This window comes from Fibrobacter sp. (genome assembly GCA_024398965.1).
Classification (GTDB): Bacteria; Fibrobacterota; Fibrobacteria; order Fibrobacterales; family Fibrobacteraceae; genus Fibrobacter.
Map to the genome: position 1 here is coordinate 1 of JAKSIF010000043.1, position 18901 is coordinate 18901.

At 50.2% G+C, this 18901-nt stretch carries 16 protein-coding genes; 5 read left to right on the top strand and 11 right to left on the bottom strand.

The annotated features are described in order from the left end of the window. Nucleotides 1-201: 201 nt before the first annotated feature. The 3 genes from MJZ26_12280 to MJZ26_12290 are packed head-to-tail and all read right to left on the bottom strand — an operon-like array spanning nt 202 to nt 3512. Nucleotides 202-1473 (bottom strand): argininosuccinate synthase, encoded by a 1272-nt coding sequence (locus tag MJZ26_12280; GenBank protein MCQ2106556.1) that lies wholly within the window; start codon nt 1471-1473, stop codon nt 202-204. A gap of 53 nt (nt 1474-1526) precedes the next feature. Then, nucleotides 1527-2411: a monofunctional biosynthetic peptidoglycan transglycosylase gene (mtgA, locus tag MJZ26_12285; protein ID MCQ2106557.1), complete on the bottom strand. Its 885-nt coding sequence runs from the start codon at nt 2409-2411 to the stop codon at nt 1527-1529. Beyond that, complete coding sequence (locus MJZ26_12290) at nt 2412-3512, bottom strand: CHC2 zinc finger domain-containing protein (protein ID MCQ2106558.1); 1101 nt, start codon at nt 3510-3512, stop codon at nt 2412-2414. 40 nt (nt 3513-3552) lie between these two features. Between MJZ26_12290 and murB the strand changes: the two genes are divergently transcribed. Further along, nucleotides 3553-4479 carry a UDP-N-acetylmuramate dehydrogenase gene (gene murB, locus MJZ26_12295; GenBank protein ID MCQ2106559.1) on the top strand — a complete coding sequence of 309 codons (927 nt, stop codon included), beginning with the start codon at nt 3553-3555 and terminating at the stop codon, nt 4477-4479. 2 nt (nt 4480-4481) lie between these two features. On the opposite strand, the gene MJZ26_12300 is transcribed toward murB, so the two are convergent. Further along, on the bottom strand, nt 4482-4919 hold the full coding sequence (locus tag MJZ26_12300; GenBank protein ID MCQ2106560.1) for a VanZ family protein: 438 nt from the start codon (nt 4917-4919) through the stop codon (nt 4482-4484). Between the two features lie 71 nt (nt 4920-4990). Here MJZ26_12300 and MJZ26_12305 point away from each other — a divergent pair, with 71 nt between their 5' ends. Then, the gene (locus MJZ26_12305) at nt 4991-6184 is read left to right on the top strand and encodes a class I SAM-dependent methyltransferase (protein ID MCQ2106561.1); all 1194 of its coding nucleotides are present in this window, start codon (nt 4991-4993) and stop codon (nt 6182-6184) included. A gap of 73 nt (nt 6185-6257) precedes the next feature. Here the strand turns inward: MJZ26_12305 and MJZ26_12310 are convergent, their stop codons facing one another. From MJZ26_12310 to MJZ26_12320, 3 genes are all read right to left on the bottom strand, one after another. Then, a complete protein-coding gene (locus tag MJZ26_12310) occupies nt 6258-7739 on the bottom strand; it encodes a family 16 glycosylhydrolase (GenBank protein MCQ2106562.1) in 1482 nt (493 codons plus the stop codon). 170 nt (nt 7740-7909) lie between these two features. Next, nucleotides 7910-9400, bottom strand: a complete 1491-nt coding sequence (locus MJZ26_12315; GenBank protein ID MCQ2106563.1) for a tetratricopeptide repeat protein — start codon at nt 9398-9400, stop codon at nt 7910-7912. A 176-nt stretch (nt 9401-9576) separates the two neighbouring features. Beyond that, the gene (locus tag MJZ26_12320; GenBank protein ID MCQ2106564.1) at nt 9577-12354 is read right to left on the bottom strand and encodes a hypothetical protein; all 2778 of its coding nucleotides are present in this window, start codon (nt 12352-12354) and stop codon (nt 9577-9579) included. A 358-nt stretch (nt 12355-12712) separates the two neighbouring features. On the opposite strand from MJZ26_12320, the gene MJZ26_12325 reads away from it, so the two are divergent. Both MJZ26_12325 and MJZ26_12330 read left to right on the top strand, forming a co-directional pair. Then, nucleotides 12713-13573 (top strand): phosphatase PAP2 family protein, encoded by an 861-nt coding sequence (locus MJZ26_12325; protein MCQ2106565.1) that lies wholly within the window; start codon nt 12713-12715, stop codon nt 13571-13573. A gap of 116 nt (nt 13574-13689) precedes the next feature. Next, entirely contained in the window at nt 13690-14406 is a 717-nt protein-coding gene (locus tag MJZ26_12330; protein MCQ2106566.1) for a hypothetical protein, read from the top strand. A gap of 89 nt (nt 14407-14495) precedes the next feature. Here MJZ26_12330 and MJZ26_12335 read toward each other — a convergent pair whose 3' ends face one another. From MJZ26_12335 to MJZ26_12350, 4 genes are read right to left on the bottom strand one after another with little or no spacing between them, the layout of a single operon-like run. Next, nucleotides 14496-15449, bottom strand: coding sequence for a hypothetical protein (locus MJZ26_12335; protein MCQ2106567.1), 954 nt, complete (start codon nt 15447-15449; stop codon nt 14496-14498). Nucleotides 15450-15500: 51 nt separating this feature from the next. Further along, nucleotides 15501-16298 (bottom strand): metal ABC transporter ATP-binding protein, encoded by a 798-nt coding sequence (locus tag MJZ26_12340; protein MCQ2106568.1) that lies wholly within the window; start codon nt 16296-16298, stop codon nt 15501-15503. A 7-nt stretch (nt 16299-16305) separates the two neighbouring features. Then, on the bottom strand, nt 16306-17178 hold the full coding sequence (locus MJZ26_12345; GenBank protein ID MCQ2106569.1) for a zinc ABC transporter substrate-binding protein: 873 nt from the start codon (nt 17176-17178) through the stop codon (nt 16306-16308). Between the two features lie 27 nt (nt 17179-17205). After that, nucleotides 17206-18003 (bottom strand): HAD hydrolase-like protein, encoded by a 798-nt coding sequence (locus MJZ26_12350; GenBank protein MCQ2106570.1) that lies wholly within the window; start codon nt 18001-18003, stop codon nt 17206-17208. Nucleotides 18004-18124: 121 nt separating this feature from the next. Here MJZ26_12350 and MJZ26_12355 point away from each other — a divergent pair, with 121 nt between their 5' ends. Beyond that, on the top strand, nt 18125-18835 hold the full coding sequence (locus tag MJZ26_12355) for a 16S rRNA (uracil(1498)-N(3))-methyltransferase (GenBank protein MCQ2106571.1): 711 nt from the start codon (nt 18125-18127) through the stop codon (nt 18833-18835). The last annotated feature ends 66 nt before the right edge of the window (nt 18836-18901 follow it).

Below are 18901 nucleotides of genomic sequence, written 5' to 3' on the forward strand. Positions count from 1 at the left end.
CATTACGCAGTTTTATCCTAACTTTAAACTGTCCAACTTTTTGGGGTCAGTTCACTATCACCGAGGACTTTTTTTAGTTCTTATTAGCGCGACAAGTCGCGACTATCAATTATTGGCGCTATTACTGGCGCTACTTCGTAGCGCAGTAATCTGCGGCTCGGTCATGTGCAAGCAAGCTTGCCCGCGACCCTCGCCTTACGATTACTTCTTCGGGAGCTTGACTTCGGAACCGAAGTTCACGTTGGTCTTGTTGCCGAGGAGCAGAGCACGAGTCTTCAGCGGGAGGCCGAAGCAACGGATGAAGCCGGTTGCGTCCTTCTGGTCGTACATTTCGACGTCAGAGAAGCCACCGAGGTTCATGTCGTACAGGCTGTAGGGGCTCTTCATGCCGGCCGGGATGATGTTGCCCTTATAGAGCTTGAGGGTAACTTCACCGGTAACAACCTTGTTGACTTCGTCGAAGAAGGCGTCCATGCACTGGCGGAGCGGAGTGAACCACTGACCATTGTAAACCAGGTTTGCATAGGTCATGGACATCTTCTGAGCTTCGAACAAGGTTTCCTTGTCGAGGACCAGCTGCTGCAGGCATTCGTGAGCCTTGTAAAGCAGGGTGCCACCCGGAGTTTCGTAAACGCCGCGGCTCTTGAGGCCCACGAGACGGTTTTCAACGATGTCCAGGAGACCGCAAGCGTTTTCGCCACCGATCTTGTTGAGAGTTTCGAGGAGCTCAACTGCGCCCATCTTCTTGCCGTTGATGGAAACCGGAGTACCCTTGTCGAAACCGATGGTCACATGAGCCGGCTTGTTGGGAGCCTTTTCGTAAGTGTTGGTATGCTTGAGCATATCATACTTGTGTTCCTTATCCGGTTCTTCCAGGATGCCACCTTCGTGAGAGAGGTGCCACAGGTTGCCGTCTTCGGAGTAGATCTTCTTCTTGCTGATGCCGTTCAGAGGAATCTTGCGGGCCTGAGCATAGTCGATAGCATCTTCGCGGCTGTGGATGTTCCACTTCGGGTCCTTCCACGGAGCGATGATTTCGAGCTTCGGGTTGAGTGCGGCGTAGGTCAGTTCGAAACGGACCTGGTCGTTACCCTTACCGGTTGCGCCATGGGAAACAGCGTATGCGCCTTCCTTTTCAGCGATCTTGACCTGGTACTTTGCGATAAGCGGACGAGCGAAAGAGGTACCCAGGAGGTAGGTGCTTTCGTACTTGGCGCCAGCGCGGACGGTGGGCCATACGTAGTCTTCGAGGAATTCCTTCTTGAGGTCCAGAACGTAGCACTTGGAAGCGCCAGTAGCGAGAGCCTTCTGTTCCAGAGCCTTAGCATCCGGGAAGTCGTTCTGACCGAGGTCAGCGGCGAAAGCGATCACTTCGCAGTCGTAGTTTTCCTTGAGCCAAGGAATGATGATGGAGGTATCGAGGCCACCGCTATAAGCGAGAACGACCTTCTTCTTGGATTCTTTCTTTGCCATTGTGATTGTCCTTTTTTAGACAGTTGAATTTTAGACGTGAAAAATATAGCATACTACGGGGCAGTTTGTGAAGCCGATGACGCAGGGGGAGCCATCAACTGCCTTAAAGAATCAACCAAGACACTATCCTTCTTGGGGAACATGTTCTGGTAGATTACTGCACGGCGCTTGGCCATAAACTGGCTTTCCCGCATGTTCGGGTGGTGCTTGGCCGGAGCAGCAAGCATCGCCGCCATGTTGATGGCCTGGTCTACACTGAGCTTGGAACAGCTCTTTCTGTAGTAGGCCTGGCAGGCGGCCTGACAGCCAAAGATGTCCTTGCCCCACTGGGCGTAGTTCAAATACAATTCCAAAATTCGATCCTTACCTAGTTCATGTTCCATCAGGAGCGCATAGGCCAGTTCCTTGAACTTTCTGTTGAAGGAACGTTCTCCACTCAGGAAAAGGTTCTTGGCCAACTGCTGGGTAATGGTAGAACCGCCGAACTTGGTCTTGCCGGCCACCTGGTTTGCATCCAGCGCTTCGGCAATAGCTCGAATATCAAAGCCCGGGTGGAAATAGAATCCGGCATCCTCACTGGCTATGACGGCCTTACGCAGATAGGGGCTTATGGAATCCAAAGGTACGTAGACATGCTTGATCTGGATACCGGGGTTGGAATCCTGCAGGGCCTCCATGTACTTACTCATTTCAGGCTGGTCGTCCTTAAGCTGTTCCACCCCATCGTAGATGTTGTAGCCATAGATAAAGGCCTTGTACAGGACAACGGATGCCGCAATAGTGAACACAGCGGAATAGATAATGGCAATGAGAAGCACCTGACGGATAATAAGGTTGATAATCCTGTATATCCACTTAACCGTTTTCGCAAACCAAGTCGTAGGGAACCACTTAACGAAACGGAGCAGGCCGTCCTTGATTTTTCGGATCTTTTCCATTTACTTTTTACCCCCGAACCAGTCGTTGATGTCCTGCCCTTCTTTCATGGCTGTGGGCAGGTTTTCCATTCCTTCACCAAGAATAACATTTCTAATGCCAGCCTGTGTGAACAAATTGCCAATATAGTCCATTCCTGCACGTCCGGCATCGTCGTGGTCAAGGCAAAGAACCACATTTTTATTCTTGAACAATTCCAGCCAATGGGGCTTAAAGTTCCTAACGCCCGGAATACCGACAGCGTTTATGTTCTGCCCTAAAAAGGTCAGCGTATCGATGCAGCCTTCGCACAAATAAACCCATCCAGGTTTCTGGTCGAGTGCAGACATATTGTAAGGATAGGGAACAGTTCCCCGCAAAAGAAGTTCCTTCGGTTGCACCGTACTGTCTATGGCTCGGGCCTGAAAATAAAAGCAGTGATGCTCCTTATCAAGGTAAGGGAAAAACAGCGGATGCTTGTAGTAACGCAGGTTGCCCTTATCATTAAACAACCCCACGTACTGCAGAATTTCCATGCTGTAGTCAGCCTTTAGGCTCTTGTTTACCGCATCGTAATTCGTAATGGTCCGCAACAGCATGCGATCCCATACCGGCTTGAAAATTTTACGACGGGCAAGCCAGGCTGCAGCGGGAGTATTATCCACCGGAGAAAGCCGTTTCAAGAAAGACAGAATGACCTTACGTCGTTCGTCCTCGGGAATCAACTCCTTCGGCGGCTCAGGATGAACAACTTCTGGCGGGGGCTGAACAACCTTGTTTGCCGTTACCGAAGGCTTTGCGCCCGAAGTTACCACAGGCCTTTTCGCTCCCTCGGGAACAAGGAAAGGATACTGCATCATCAGCCAATCCAAGGCCTCGGTAAACGAGCAATCCTTTAAAAGCTGGACAAGGGAAATAACATCACCGCGAACATCGTCGCAAACCCAACAGCGAAAAGAGCCTCGTTCCTCAGATACGGAAACAGACGGAGTTCGATCCCCATGAACATGACGCTGAGGAAAGAAACAGCGGCACTTGCCACGGACGACATCAACGCCCAATGACTGGGCAACAGCCGTAATGGAAATAGCCGACTTAAATTGTTTAAGTTCCTCGTTAGTCATCTTAAGTAGAAAACATAAAAAACAAAACTATATTTGTGGCATGAATGTTATAGCAAACGAGCCCATGAGCGCCCACACTTCATTCAAGGTGGGTGGACCAGCCAAGTACTACGTAAAAGCGGAATCCATCGACGATGTGAAGGAAGCCATTGGCTTTGCTAAGGGCAAGGAACTTCCCTATTTCATTCTCGGCAACGGAACAAACCTACTGGTTTCGGACCAGGGCTACGACGGTGTCATTATCACCTTGGGAAAATTCTTTTCCGATACCCAGGACTTGGGTGACGGAAAACTGAAGGTGGGCGCAGGAGCATCTCTCGGAGGATTCGCCCGCAAGACCATCAAGATGGGACTAAACGGAATCCACAAGCTGGCTGGCGTCCCGGGAAGCCTAGGCGGCGCAATCTACATGAACGCAGGAGCCTACGGTCAAGAAATCTGTCAAACCTGCGTAGAGGTTGAGAGCCTTTGCGCCGACGGCAGCATTCGCGTAAGAAATGTTGCAGAATGCGGTTTTAGCTACCGTCACAGCCTTTTCCAGGAATTGAACGCAAAGCAAGGAACCTCAGAGATTATCTTGTCTGCAACATTCCAATTAACGACATCCGAAATTTCCGGCAAGGATAGTTACACACTGGAAACTGAAATGCAGGAATGCATGGCCAAGCGCAAGGCAAGCCAGCCGCTGAACATGCCCAACGCAGGTTCCACCTTCAAGCGTCTTGACGTTGGCGCAGAAGGAATGCCTCAGCAAATCGCCCCGGGCTATTACATTGAGCAATCCGGCCTGAAAGGGTATCGCATCGGTGGTGCAGAAGTCAGCACCCTTCACGCGAACTTCCTTGTAAACGCAGGGGGCGCTACCGCAAGCGATATCAAGAGCCTTAGCGAGTACGTACAAAAAACTGTAGCTGAAAGATTTGGTATTCAGCTACAGCGCGAAATTATTCTTCTCGGAAAATTCTAGGCCTATTCGTCTTCGTCATCCTTGACCGGAGCAATATCCGGCAAGGGATCAAACTTATTTAACAGCCTGCAAATTAGGGCGTAAACTGTTGCGCCTACAAGGCCGCCCACTGTATCAGCGACAAGATCCAGGGCACTGCTGTCACGACCTTCGACAAAGCTCTGGTGGAATTCATCCGTGCAGCCATAAGCCAGCGTAAGCACAACCACAATCAAGACTCGCAACCAGACTTTCTTGAGCCAGGTATTGCGAACCCACCAGAGGGAAATACATCCCGCCAAGGTGGCGTACTCGCAGCAATGTGCCAGCTTATCCCATACATGAGGAAAATCCTTCAGGTCTTCGCTGGTCATGGAAGAAATCTTGAAGATAATTGCCATGCAGAGCACAGCGGGAATCACACGGAAGAACGGATACTTTCTAAACAGGGATTCAAACATAGTGGATGAAGAGTGAAGAGTGAAATGTGAACAGCGAAAAGTTAAAAAATATTTTTTCTAGATTTTACTTTATGAAAGCAATTATCCTGAAAGCAACTCGTGAAAAGTCCGCCCTGCGTTTCCACCCCTGGATTTTCAGCGGTGCCATTGACGAAGTCACCGGCGATCCGCAGCTGGGCGACGTAGTAGAAGTTTATTCCTACCATAGCGATTTTCTAGGCCTTGCAGCCTACTCCCCCAAGTCCCAGATTCGAGGACGTTTCTGGACCTTCGGCGAAAAACAGAACATCGACCGCGATTTCTTCAGCGATGTTCTTGACAGGGCTATTGCCGCACGCAAGAGCCGCGGCTTTGACATCGCCGACAAGGAAAGTGCATTCCGCCTGATCAACGCCGAAAACGACGGCATTCCCGGCTGCATCATCGACAAGTACGCCGACATCTATTCCGTAGAAATTTTGGCTGCAGGCGCCGAAGTCAACCGCAAGATCATTTACGAACTGCTGGCAGAAAAAACTGGCTGCCGCGGTATCTACGAACGCTGCGACTCCGACGTCCGCAAGAAGGAAGGCCTTCCCCTGCGTACAGGCGTTGTGTACGGCGAAGTTCCCGACGAACCAGTCATTATCAACGAAAACGGGATTCTCTTCCCCATCGACGTGAAGAACGGACACAAGACCGGCTACTACCTGGATCAGCGTGACGCCCGCCGTCGCGTAGGCGAACTTGCCAAGGGCAAGAAGGTATTGAACTGCTTCTGCTATACCGGTGGATTCGGTCTTTACGCACTTCGCGGCGGTTGTGAAAAGGTTTACCAGGTGGACGTTTCCAAGGATGCCCTGAAGCTTGCCAAGGAAGGCATCATGCGCAACAAGCTTTCCACCGCACACGCCACCCACGTAGAAGCCGACGTATTCCAGTATCTGCGCAAGTGCCGCGACAAGGCGGAAACATTTGACTTTATCGTTCTTGACCCGCCCAAGTTTGTGGAAAGCAAGGACAACCTGCAGAAGGGTTGCCGCGGTTACAAGGACATCAACCTGCTGGCCATGAAACTGTTGGCCGAGGGCGGCATGCTGGCCACCTTCAGCTGTTCCGGCCTCATGGAAATGGACTTGTTCCAGAAGATCGTGGCCGATGCCGCCGCCGATGCCCATCGGCGCGTTCAAATCATTGAACGCTTCGGCCAGCCCGCAGACCATCCTGTGAACACAGCCTTCCCCGAGGGGCAATACCTGAAGGGACTGCTGGTCCAAGTTATCTAGTAGTCAAATTATAGCACAGAAAGGTCCGCAGATATTACATCTGCGGACCTTTTCATTTTAAAAGCCTGGCTTCTTACTTTACCTGACGCCCTTTCAAATTGAAGCGCCTCTTGCTGTCGCTACCTTGAGGGCCAAATTCCACATAGAGCATTCCATTCTTGCGGAACACCTTGCTACCATACGGAGCGAAATGTTCCTGCAGGTCGTAACGACGGGCAATGCCAAGAGCGGAATCCGCAGGAACCTTTGAGCTGTCTGCAGGAGTTTCCACAGAATCCTTCGGGGTTTCAGAAGGATCATCCTTCGGGTCTTCCTTAGGTTCTTCGGCCTTCAGGTCGCTAGGCTTCAGGACTCGCCACTTCTGGTGCCATTCCCAAGCTGTACTCCAATCCTGCACCACGCTGGCACCGTCTTCAGTAGCTCTCAGGTAATGTCCGCTATGAAGCATCTTCAAGCGATATTGATTTCCGGATTGATTTTCAAATACAACTTTCTGATGGTCCTTGCCGTTCCATTCGTACACTCCGGCAATTACGCCCGGATCCTTATTTTCGTTAGGAATTTCCAATGTAACGCCACCGAAGTCAACACGGAACGTGGTGGAAGAAACAGGTGTCATAATGGCAGTGGCAGCCGCATTCTTACAATCATCAAGGACAAGTTTCTTGTCGGCATTGACTTGCATGCACTTGCCGAAAGCTTCACTTTGGATTAGCACAGTGTCAGGTTTTGCAGGCTTAGCCTTCCACACACGGATCCAGTCTGCTTCAAAGTAGGCAGGCTTATCTGCAGTTACCTCGATGTCGTTACCTGCCCAGCCGCCGATGGCCAAGTTCACAATAATGTACTGGGCAGCCAGCTGCTTGATTTCGGTAGGACGGCTATAACTTGCGAACCTCTTGTCATCAAAGTAGAAGTTCAGATTAGTTTCATCCCATTCCACCGCATAGGTATGGAAATCTGCAGAACGATCTACATCATCGTCCTTATGGCCACCAAAGGATGCTTCGTGATCCCAGGCAGAACCGTGTTCATTGTACCAGCTAGGATTGGTATAGTGCAGATAATAATGATGCTGCTTTCGGGAAGCAGGAATTTCAAGAATATCAATTTCCGGAGGCCAGCCGTCCTGCAAGGTCCAGAATGCGGGCCAAGTACCCTTCTGCCAAGGAGCCTTGAAACGACCTTCAATATAGCCGTACTTGACTTCGAAATGTCCACGAGTATCAATGGCACCGCTAGTATAGTCAACGGGAATTTCCTTGCCGTCGAACTTGGCTGTAGCCGGAGCATCGGGATGTTTCTTGGCTTCGCCCTTCAACTTAAGGGTTCCATTGGACACGATGACATTGGCAGCATCGCAATAGGCGCGGTGATTATGAGTGTGTCCCCAGTTGTAAGTGGGGTTCCACTTTTTCAAGTCAAGGGAATTGCCGTCGAAGTTATCTTCGAAGACAAGGTCCCAGCCACTAAAATTTTTCGGAGGATCAGCCAAGGCGATTCCGCCAAAAGCCAAAAATGTGCCAACAACAGCACTTAACCCAAATTTTTTCATTCCAATCCCTTGCCTGCGGGAACCATCCACCAAACAACCCTCAGGCACCATAAATATAATGACATTCTCAAATCTTAAAATGATAAAAGATTTAAACAAACTAAAAAAGCCCCGTTTTAGCAGGATTTTTTAAATCCGCCTCAACGGGGTTTTAATCAAAGAGAGAAATTCTAGTGCTTTCTCTTGGGCAATTCCTTAGCGTGCTTTTCAAGCCACACAGCATCTTCCAATGCGCGCTCGGCTTCTGTTGCCCAGTCGGAATCCGGGAACTGCTGGACCACTTCACGGTAGCGGGTCACAGCACTGTGGAAGTCACGCATTTCTCGATAGATGTTGCCCATCTGAAGCATGGTGAAATAACGTTCTTCCGGGTTCTGCTCAGTTTCCAGCAAGTCCTTGTACATCTGCAAGGCAGACTCAAAGCTACCGGCACTAAACAGCAGGTTAGCATTGGCGATGGTGGGCTGAGATGTCGGACGGTCGGCAATGCTCGGTTCGTTTTCTACAGCAGGCTGTTCAGCAACGGCAGCAGTTTCAGCAGGCTTTGCTTCCACAGGCTTCTCGGCCTTAGCCTCAACAGCCTTTGTTTCAACCTTTGCATCGGTCTTGGCTTCGGCAGCCTTCGTCTCAGTTACAGCCTTGGATGCTTCTGCCTTGGCGGCCTTGATTTCAGCAATACGCTCTTCCGCGCTCTTGCGATACTTGGCTCCAGGTGCGGCCTTCTTCAAATAAGCATTCAAGAACTTCAGTTCCTGTTCAGTCTTGTTAGACTTCTGGGCAATCTTTGCAAGGAAGTAGTTGGCGTCGTTGCCTTCATCCTTGTATTCCAAGCCTTTCTTCAGGTTGAATTCGGCCTTGTCCATTTCACCCATTTCGTAGCGGGTCAATCCGGCGTAGTAGTATGCGCCAGCATGACCAGGCTGCTTACGAAGGACTTCTCTCCACAAGGGAGCAGCCTCACTGTACTTGCCCTGGGCAAACAAAGCCTTGCCCTTTTCAAAGGGATCCGCAGGAAGGGCAACATCCACCTTTGCGGGTTCAGCCTTAGCAGGTTCTGCTACAGGAGCGGCCTTCGGAGCTTCCGCGGGCTTGACCGGTTCAGCAACCTTTGCAGTTTCCACGGGCTTCGGAGTTTCAACCTTTGCCGGAGCAGGTTCTTCAACCTTGGGTGCAGGTGCGGCAGCCACAGGTGCAGGTTCCGCAGCAGGAGCCGGTGCGGGCTGCGGTTCTACAGCCTTGGTTTCGGCAGCCGGAGCTGCGGGAGCAGGAGCTGCCTGCACAGCGGCAACTTCCTCGACAGCAGCCGGATTATTCTTGGGATCCTTCTTGCGTTCTTCTTCGGCCTTGGCCTTCTGGCCCAATGCCTCATAAACCTTGGCGGCACCTTCATAGGCAGCGCTCATGGTGGGTTCAAACTTGTATGCCAAGCGATAGTTGGCAAGAGCACCACTGTAGTCCTTCATCTTCACACGGACTTCAGCAGCAGCAAAATAGGCACCAGCATTCTTGGGCTGTTCTGCCAAAATGGCGCGATATTCACCTAGAGCCATTTCGTAGTTTCCCTTTGCCTCGAAGATAGCCCCCTGTTCCATACGGGGATCTGCAGCAAAGGAAGATCCGATTAAAAGAGAAAGAGCAATTGCAGAAATTCGAATATTCATGCTCTTAATCTAGCAATTTTCAAAGCATGCAAGTCGTTGACAGTCAACAAGTTACACGATTTCGGCGATATGGTAGGTACCAAGTATTTTTCTATCGGCAATTTTCAAAGCAAACCAACAAAAAAGGCCGAAAAGGAACTTCCTCTCCGACCTAAAACGATTCTACTCAGGCAGTTTTACGCCTTCTTAAGGCCCTTTACCGCAGCGAAGGCTCCCAGGGCAACCAAGAGAACCAAAGCGACAAGGCTAACCTTCACGCTGTTATGGAAAGGTACGCTTCGGTATTCCATGCGAACTTCGGACTTTCCTGCCGGAATTTCCACTGCTCGAAGACTACCGAAAGCCTTCAGGACCTTGGATTCCTTTCCGTTCACATAGGCCTTCCAGTAAGGATGGTAGTTACCGGCAACCACCATGAAGCCAGGACGATCCGCTTCAACCGCAAACACCTGGGTATCCATCTTGGGGCAGTCAATAACCTTGGCGGAACCCTGAATCGGACCCTTGGCCGCTACGCTGCCCTTATAATCAGCTGACGGCATTTCAGATAAAATAACTTTTTCGCGATAGAAGAACTTGCCATCTTCATCGGCATATTTCGGAGCAGGAGTTTCGACCTTTGCAACAGAGGAATCAACTGCAGCACTATCGGACACTGCCTCTGCAACAGGTTCTTCCGTCTTTTCCTGACGAATGGCAGCCTCATTCTTCAAAGTATTTACTGCAGCTTCGTCATCCATTACCACAGCTTCGCCATAAATATAAGCTTCGCCCATGGCCGTAGGAATAGGCATGTAGGTAGTGCCCTGGCGGCTATCAAAGATAACAGCACCAATGTTCATCAAATCCAGGAACGGGTGAGCAGCAGCAGGTTCATTGATATTCATCAGGTAGTTGGCATCCTGCTGACCGCCACGGAACAAGCGGTAGCTAGCCAGTTCATTATCGTGAATGCCATCGGCATTTCTCAGATGGTACTGGGGGAAGATGTTTCCACTCAGGGCCTTGCTACGGGAAAGGGACAAAACTCGGGACTGGTTCAAAGAATCAGCCTTGAAGGGAGCCTTCACCGCTGCAACTACAGCATTGTTTGGCTGCAGATATTCAGACGCAGCCACATTCTGGACAAAGGCGCCATTGATAACAAACAGTTCAACACCGGCAACAGCGGCAAGGACAGCAGCCTTGGCAGCCACACCAGCCTTCCATTTGAAAACAGCCCAGGTGGCAGCAATAATTACAAGAATCAGGACAAAGCCGGGAATAACCTTTCCGGCAGTAGCTGTCATCACCAGTTCGTTAAGAGGCTTGAAGTAAGGAGCGGTAATGGGATTTTCCATCAACTTCTGACCGCTCATGAGCATCACACCCAGGAATGCAAAGCCCAGGAATACACAGGCCTGCAGGGCGCGGTGAGTTCCCGGAAGACCAGCCTTGAAGGCATCAACAAGATTCACCACGTTGAGCTTCTTCTTCTGATCGTCTACACTCATGACACCCAGGCAGAGAACCCCATAGGCAATCATCACCACCAGCCCGACAGGGCCGATGAAGGTTGTCCAGGCAAAGCGGGCGACAACGGCAAGAACCAGGAGAACGCCATACATTGCGGTACCATGCATCAAGGCACGACGGTCATCTTCGGCAGTACGAATTTGCAAATCCGTTCCAGAGGCTTCTTCTCCGCTAGATGATTCTGCAGTCAGGGCCTTCAATACGGGGCCTGCCATCATGACCAGCAGCAGAGGCAGCCAGAACAGCGCCATACCCGGAGCGCGGAAATTCTTTACGCCCGGGAGAACATTGTACCAGAGCTTGAACAGCGGAGAATGGTCTCCCATGCCGTAACTCAGAGCAACAACTGCGCCAAGGCCCCAGAATGCGGCATAACGACGCTTGCCCGGCAAGAACAGGCAAAGGAAACCAAGGAAGGTAAGCAATGCACCCGCATTATTGTGGTCCAGCTTAAAGTAGTTATGACCCCAGTAGAAGGGAGAACCACCACCCGATGCCATGCTGCGGTATTCTTCCATGGTCACGTTCACAAAGGAACTGCCTTCCAGGTCACCAGTCTTTTCGTTCTGTTCATAGACATCAACACCTACGAAGCCCGGCAAAAGAATCTGGGCCATTTCCTCCTGATGCAAAGACCAGCTCACAGCATGGCCATAGTTGGTATGGCTATCGTCGCCGCGGACAGACTGCGTGGTCGTGTAAAGGTAGGACGGAAGAATCTGGAAGCAGGACAGGGCAAGGCCAAAGGCAAGGCCGATTGCAGCAAGGCCAATACGCTTGCCGCGAGTCTTCATTCCATCGCAGTTAAAGGCAATCTCGTAAAGCGTGTAAAGACCAGCACCCCACAGGAACAAGTAAGTAAGCTGCAGATGGGAGCCAAGGATCATCCAGGCAACCGTCAGGGCGAGAACAATCATGTAGGGAATGCTACCGGAGCGCACCACCTTACGAATCGCAAGCAGGGAAAGCGGAGCTATGGCAAAGACCATCATCTTGCCGTCGTGACCGCCATAGATATAGGTAAAGAATTCCGGAGAAAGAGAGTAGAGCACGCCAAGCAGAACGCCCCACCACTTATTGCCGGTCAAGTGCCACCCTAAGGCAAAGGCGCTCATGAAGGCGACCCACAGGGTCAATATGAACTTGAAGCCCACAGCTCGGGCCGGATCCATCAGGAACTGCACCCATACCAAGGGATGATAGGCATCGGCAAAGAGAGCGTCAATGGTAGGAACACCACCCAGGCGGCTATCGTCCCATTCGGTCAGCACCACATCGAAGGTTCGCAGGATTCGGCTACCGATACCGTTAAGCTGGTCACTATTCAGCATCAGCTTGGTTGCATCAAAGGCGAAATCGCGGAAGACAACCAGCAAGATCGCAAAGAAGAGGGCCGACAAGGCCACAAAGAAGACGGGTTTCTTTTCTAGAAATTTCATACAGCCTAATTTAGAAATGAAAAAAGAGAGTTACCGCGTAAAAAAAGAAAACCCCGCCAAAATAGAACGGCGGGGATTCTTGATAAAGTCGAAAATCGAGTATTAGTCAACAGTATTTTCGTCTGTAATGGTGTTCTTCATGAGGCAGAACACACCAAAAGCAGAAATTACACAGGCAGCAATGATTGCGGCATACTTGATAACTTTGGCCATTTTAAGCTCCTTCGATTAAATTTTATTACTTACAGCTCTAAAATATTTGTTTTTTGATAAAAAATCAAGGGTATGTACAAATAATTTGTGCTTACCCGGCCAGAATTCCGCAAAGAAACCGCATAAATTTTTAGCTTAACCCTATATGGCAATGGTTCAGACTATAACGGCACCAAGAATAGGCGTCCTCCCCTTCTGGGGACTGCTGGCGTTTTTTGTCTGGACATCCCAGGCTTTCGGGCAAAGTCTGGATTTCGAGAGAAACGACAAAACAACCTACGTTCTCAATACCGCAAACGACATTTCACTCACTTTCACGGCCTTGCTGACTAGCGGAATCGGAACCTTCCTTTACTACCAGATGCAAGTCCCACCCGAGAGCAAGATTCCAGCCAAGGACGACCTGCTTCCCTGGGACAGGAAGTTCGCTGGACGATATAGTGAAACCGCAGACCTGATGAGTGACATCGGTACCGTTCTTGCGGTCACCCCCCTCGCCATCGGGGGTATCGCCCTAAAAACAGGGCGTTCCACCACCGAAGAATTCGGCATTTTCAGCCTCATGCTAGTCCAATCCATATTATTCCAAAATGGAATAAATCTAGCCTTCAGATCCATGGAACTGTGGCCCAGACCCTACATCTATGCAGAGGGCGGAGAAGGCAAAAAGAAGGCCGAAAAAGCCAAGGCCGAGGCCTACGGAAGCTTCTTTTCTGGGCACACATCTGCGGCATTTACCATTGCGGTTTTCACCACCGAATGGTACAGCGAAACCTTCCGAAACCCAGTAAACACAAGGGTTGTACGCGCATTGGCTTTTTCTTTGGCAGGGGTTGAAGGAGCCCTTAGAATCGCCGCAGGAAAGCACTACCCCTCCGACGTTATCGTAGGTGCCCTGGTGGGAACAGGAGTCAGCTACGGCATCCTGGAGATGCATAAAAAAGAAAACCAGAAATACTGTCTTTGGGTCGTTCCCGGAGCTGCAGGAACCACGATCTGGTTCTGAAAACAAATTGTAACATAACATTCAATCCTACCCAGTATATATTCATAGCATGGAAGCGCAGGACAACGTAGAATTGTCCACAAAGGTGCGCCTAAAGGTTTATAAGGTAGGCTGTTATGCAGGGTAAGAAAATCAACAACATCGTCCGTCTTTCCGGTCGTCTCATGACCGCACTCGTGGTTTCCGCAATGTTCGCAGGAACCTCCTTTGCCGCAGGTCCCATGGGCGGCATGAAGGCAAACAAGATGGTCTCCCCCACAAAAGCCAAAAGCCACCTGGTAAAGCAGAAAAATATTTCCATCGACAAGTCCGAAGCTCTCAGCGAAGAAGAACTGTTCAAAAAGGCTCTTCAGAGCAAGAACATCTCTCTCGACGGCAAGACCCTTACCGACAAGCGCGATGGCAAGAAGTACAGTGTTGAAATCCGTGGCGACAAGGCCTGGATGAAGAACAACCTGGCATTCAGCCTTTCCTCCCCCCGCCAGTGCCTTATGGAAGACGAAGGCAACTGCAAGAAGTTCGGTCGTTTCTACAGCCACAACGAAGCCAAGATGGCCTGCCCTGCCGGCTGGCATCTGCCTAACGATGGCGAATGGCGCGATTACCAGAAGGACCAGTCCAAGCTGGATTGGAAGAACCTGGGTCAGGGCGGATGCAAGAGCTGGGACGGCTACTGTGAAAGTTCCTCCACCGGCCATTACTGGTCCGAATCCTCCGTTCAGGCAAACACCGGACGTTCCTGGGAATTCCGTAGCGTCGCCCACAGCATCAACCGTACCGACGAAAGCGTCAGCAAGGGCCTGTATGTCCGCTGTGTAGCAGACCTTAAGTAATTCCTTCCATCGATTTAACTATTAAAAAAGACCTCGTCCGCGCCGACGAGGTCTTTTTGATTTCCGACTTTCTAAAGCAAGCGTTTCTGCTACTTCTTCAAGCCGCCAACAACGAACTTGACCGCAGCCTTGGGAAGAGCCGCAGCATCAACTGCCACAGACTTACCCAGAACCTTATGGTCACGCTGCAAGGCATTTACCATGTCGTTAATGCAGTAAATGTCGTAGTTCACAACTTCGCCATAGTCTTCGAAATAGAACTTCTCGTCTGCATCCTTGTCAACACTGAATTCGTCAAAAGCAGCCTGGCAATCCTTTTCATTGTAGGCGTAACGAAGGTTGAAGGTTATGTCGCAAGAATTTTTCTTGTACTTAAGGACAATCTTGCCGCCGGAGGTTGTGAAATTCGAAAGCTTAATGGATACATTTCCCTCGAACATGGAAAGTTCATCGCAATCAGGGGCGCGGAAATCGTCAACCATCTTTTCTTCGTCAAGATCATCCGGATCTGCCAGGAACTTGCTGTAGAAATTGGCGAGCGCCTCGTCGGCGCCTTCCATGGCTTCATTTCCATCCATAAGCTGGGCATAATAGGATTTTGCAAAGCAATTTCCGTCGTACTGCAAAACAAACTTGATCATACTCTTGTCCAGAGTCTGGGCAAAGCGGATGCTGTTCTTGCTGTCGTCGGGATCTACAAAGGAACCCTTGGGGAACTTCTTTCCATCATAGGAATAGGTTTCGCAGTCCTTGCCTTTCTTGTCGCAGAAGTAAGTCTTTCCGCTCTTCTGATAAACCTTGCTTGAATCTCCGTCTTCAGATTCCTTTTTCCAGACGAGGTCTTTCAGGGAACTCTGTTTGCAAACCGGAGCCTTAACCACCAGCATGGAATCTTTGGTGCTGTAAGTGTAATTCGCCTTGTCCAGCACAATTTCAAAGGAATCGCTCATGGAGATGGAGTCAGAGCTGCTATCGCTTCCACAACCGACCAAAGCAAGGCCTGCGCCAAGCAATCCTGCACATGCAAAATTCATCTTTTTCATATAAAGCCCTTTTCCTTATTTACAAAACATAATAGAAAAATTGTTCTGACATCAATGTTCATGATGTTGTTCGTGGCCGTGTTCATGGTGATGTCCGTGATGTTCACAGCATCCGCCATGGGAATGATCATGGCTGCCCAGCACGCGGTGAGGAATACCATGGGCAATCAAGTCCACATCGCATCCATAAGTATCCGTAATCATCTGCTGGGTAAGTCCGGAACCCTCGTGATAGTGTACACTACGATTGACGCAGACCACACTCTTTACCTTATGGGAGAGCGCCATCAAATCGTGCGTAACGATAATGATAGTCATGGTCTTGCTGAATTCTTCCAGCAGGTTGTAAAGGTTTTCCTGGCCGGCGGCGTCAATGTTGTTGCTAGGTTCATCCAGGAACAGGATACGCGGGTTACATACCAGGGAGCGGGCGATAAGAACCCGCTGACGTTCGCCGCCGCTAAGCTCGCCCATACGGCGGTTAAGGAAACCGTCCAAATGAACCTTGGAAAGAGCGGCGGCGACTTCGGGGGAATTCACCTTCAGACCAATTTTCCCGAGGGCAACGCACTCCCCCACGGTAATGGGGAATTCCAGATTGCGACTGGTGTTCTGAGGAACGTAGCCCACTGCGATTTTCTTGGTGGGAACTTTCTCACCGAAAAGTTTTACAACCCCTTCAGACGGAGTAAGAAGCCCAACAATCAATTTCATGAGGGTTGACTTACCGCCGCCATTCGGACCAATGATTGCAACAAAGTCATTTTCCTCGATTTCAAGATTTACCTTGTCGAGGATTTTGGAATTGCCATAGGCAAAGGACAGGTCGTTGACTTCAATTGCATTCATAAGCATCCTATTGGCCAATGGATTTTAGCAGGGTACGAATATTTCCTTCGTAATCGTAGGACAAGGGATCCGTATCCAGAATCTTGGCATTCAATTCCTTAGTAATCGTTGCTGCAGCCCGTTTACTGAACTGGGGCTGGACAAAAATGATATGGACATTGTGGGCTTTTCCCGTCTTGACAAGGTTTGCCAAGTCACGAGGCTTCGGTTCCTTGCCAGCCACTTCCACGGTAAGCTGTTTCAAGCCGTAATCCCGGGCAAAGTAGCCGTATGCCGGGTGAAAGACAATAAAGGAACGTCCGTCCGCAGGAAGTTTCTCAATGGACCTACGGAGATCCTCATCTAGTTTCTTCAGGCGAGCAATCAACGCATCTGCTCGTTTGCGATAAATATCCTTGTGGGCTGCATCCAAATCCATAAGCGCCACACAGACATTTTCTGCAATCTGCATCATCTGGACAGGAGATGTCCACAGGTGAGGATCCATCTCTTCCTCGTCCCCGTCATGATGATCCTCGTGGTGTTCCACCCCTTCGTGATGATGGTGTTCATCATCTTCCATCCAGACAATACCCTTGGAAAGAGACACCACATTCACATTCTTGTTCACGCCCTTGAAACGAGGCAACCAAGCTGCATCCATGCCGGAGCCATCACTAAAATAGACCGTAGCCCTAGCAAATTCCTTAAGGGACGCAGGCTTTGGTTCAAAGGTATGGGGATCTGCACCGGGAGGAAGCATTGTCACAACCTGAACCTCTCCACCTCCGATTTCCTTCACCACGTTGGAGTATGGTTGCAGGGAAACTGCAACCGTCAAGTTGGCGGCAAAAGCAGGTATTGCAAGGATACAAAGCAGAAGATGAAATGCGAATTTCATAATTCGTAATTCGTAATTCATAAATACTTAAACGCGTCCCTCGAAGAATCCATCAAAATCGATGTCACTAACCATGTCCACTACGATTTCGGGTTTCACATCCAGCTTTTCCAGATCAGCCATCTTGGTTTCACCACAGAGGGGCAGCACAAATCGGCAACCGCTACGCTTTGCCAGTTCAAAGTCTGTATAAAGACGGTCGCCAACAAACAGGATTTCCTCAGGTTCGTACTTTTTCAAAAGTTCCGAGAGCATGGCTGGATTCGGCTTTCCGAAACTCCGTTCCGGTTCCACGCCATAGGCCGTCTTCAGCAAGGCCATAAAGCTGCCGATATCCGGCACAGGGCCGTTAGCATCGGGGCACACAAAGTCCGTATGGGTTACCCAGAAGGGAATCTTGCGCTGAACACGGAAAGAAAGTTCACAAAGTTCACGATAGTCAAAGCTGTTATGATAAGCAATGAGGACCAGTTCCGTATCGGCTACGCTGGGGCGAAGATTCAGACTAGGATCCTGGGCAGCGAACCATTCCGTCACTTCGGGATTTGCAAAGAAGAAAACATTCTTAATGCCTTCCTCGTGAATGGCATTAAGAGAAAGATACAGGGCCGAAATAATGGCATCGTCCCGAAGAGGTAGACCCATAACCTTAAGACGATTCTCGTAGAACACAGGAGACTTGCTGGTATTGTTGCTCAAGTAGTAGACAGGCACATGCTTTGCCACGTTGTTTACCGTCTTTACCGCCTTGGGGTAAGGACGTCCACTCAAGTACAAAGTACCATCCAAATCGAATACAACAGCTTTTACCGGTTTACGAGTCATGACACAAATTTACAAAAATGAAAGATGAAGAATGAAAGATGAAGAATGAAGGGTAAAAATTTTCCCCTAGACCCTAGACCCTAGACCCTGATCCCTTTTCAGCATTTCTATCTTGCGGTCTATGAAGACACCTGATAGTCGTTTCTACTGCCCGCAAATCACTCAGGGCACCATTACCCTGGACGAAAACGAAAGCACCCACGCCGTCCGCGTGTGCCGCGCAGCCGTTGGCGACGTGCTGCAACTTTCCGATGGACTGGGGCACTATGCCGATGGTATCATTACAAAGGCCGACGCAAGAGCCTGCGAGGTACAGGTCGACGTGGTCGAGGAAGCATCCGGCGATAAGCCCAAGGTATCCCTGGCCATCGCCTGCCTTAAGGATGACGCCCTGGAAGAAGTTGTTTTCCACGCGGCTCAGACAGAAATAGACCGAATCATATTCCTCCGTACGGACTACTCCCAGGAGCCCAAGAACTCCGACCTGAAAAAGACCGTTCGCCGAGCCGAGCTAAAGGCGCTAGTTAGCCTGAAGCAGTCAAAGAAACCCTGGTTGACCCAGATTGAAGGGCCCGTGGAGTTCAAGGAATGGCTGAAAGAATATGAAGGAGACCTGATCCTGTGCGACATGGACGGAGGCAAGGCTCCAAATGTAGATTCACTCCAGGCTCCAACGACGCTGCTCGTCGGCCCAGAGGGAGGTTTTTCTCCAGCAGAAATCCAATCCGTCAAGGATTTTAAGGGTGGTAAAGTCCATCTAATGCAGCTGGGCAAGACCCGCCTTAGGGCAAGAACCGCAGCTATTATCGCTTTAGGCAAAATTATCTGCTAATTCAAAAAAAATTGGCTCTTCATCAACATGTGTGGGTGGCTTCGCCACCCTTTTTTGTTGACTTTC

Excerpts from the sequence above, each read along its gene's own strand:
- MJZ26_12290 (MCQ2106558.1), bottom strand. The coding sequence starts at position 3,512 with ATGACTAACGAGGAACTTAAACAATTTAAGTCGGCTATTTCCATTACG.
- MJZ26_12310 (MCQ2106562.1), bottom strand. The coding sequence starts at position 7,739 with ATGAAAAAATTTGGGTTAAGTGCTGTTGTTGGCACATTTTTGGCTTTT.
- MJZ26_12330 (MCQ2106566.1), top strand. The coding sequence starts at position 13,690 with ATGCAGGGTAAGAAAATCAACAACATCGTCCGTCTTTCCGGTCGTCTC.
- MJZ26_12355 (MCQ2106571.1), top strand. The coding sequence starts at position 18,125 with ATGAAGACACCTGATAGTCGTTTCTACTGCCCGCAAATCACTCAGGGC.
- MJZ26_12350 (MCQ2106570.1), bottom strand. The coding sequence starts at position 18,003 with ATGACTCGTAAACCGGTAAAAGCTGTTGTATTCGATTTGGATGGTACT.
- MJZ26_12305 (MCQ2106561.1), top strand. The coding sequence starts at position 4,991 with ATGAAAGCAATTATCCTGAAAGCAACTCGTGAAAAGTCCGCCCTGCGT.
- MJZ26_12335 (MCQ2106567.1), bottom strand. The coding sequence starts at position 15,449 with ATGAAAAAGATGAATTTTGCATGTGCAGGATTGCTTGGCGCAGGCCTT.
- MJZ26_12345 (MCQ2106569.1), bottom strand. The coding sequence starts at position 17,178 with ATGAAATTCGCATTTCATCTTCTGCTTTGTATCCTTGCAATACCTGCT.
- murB (MCQ2106559.1), top strand. The coding sequence starts at position 3,553 with ATGAATGTTATAGCAAACGAGCCCATGAGCGCCCACACTTCATTCAAG.
- MJZ26_12300 (MCQ2106560.1), bottom strand. The coding sequence starts at position 4,919 with ATGTTTGAATCCCTGTTTAGAAAGTATCCGTTCTTCCGTGTGATTCCC.
- MJZ26_12340 (MCQ2106568.1), bottom strand. The coding sequence starts at position 16,298 with ATGAATGCAATTGAAGTCAACGACCTGTCCTTTGCCTATGGCAATTCC.
- MJZ26_12315 (MCQ2106563.1), bottom strand. The coding sequence starts at position 9,400 with ATGAATATTCGAATTTCTGCAATTGCTCTTTCTCTTTTAATCGGATCT.
- MJZ26_12325 (MCQ2106565.1), top strand. The coding sequence starts at position 12,713 with ATGGCAATGGTTCAGACTATAACGGCACCAAGAATAGGCGTCCTCCCC.
- mtgA (MCQ2106557.1), bottom strand. The coding sequence starts at position 2,411 with ATGGAAAAGATCCGAAAAATCAAGGACGGCCTGCTCCGTTTCGTTAAG.
- MJZ26_12320 (MCQ2106564.1), bottom strand. The coding sequence starts at position 12,354 with ATGAAATTTCTAGAAAAGAAACCCGTCTTCTTTGTGGCCTTGTCGGCC.
- MJZ26_12280 (MCQ2106556.1), bottom strand. The coding sequence starts at position 1,473 with ATGGCAAAGAAAGAATCCAAGAAGAAGGTCGTTCTCGCTTATAGCGGT.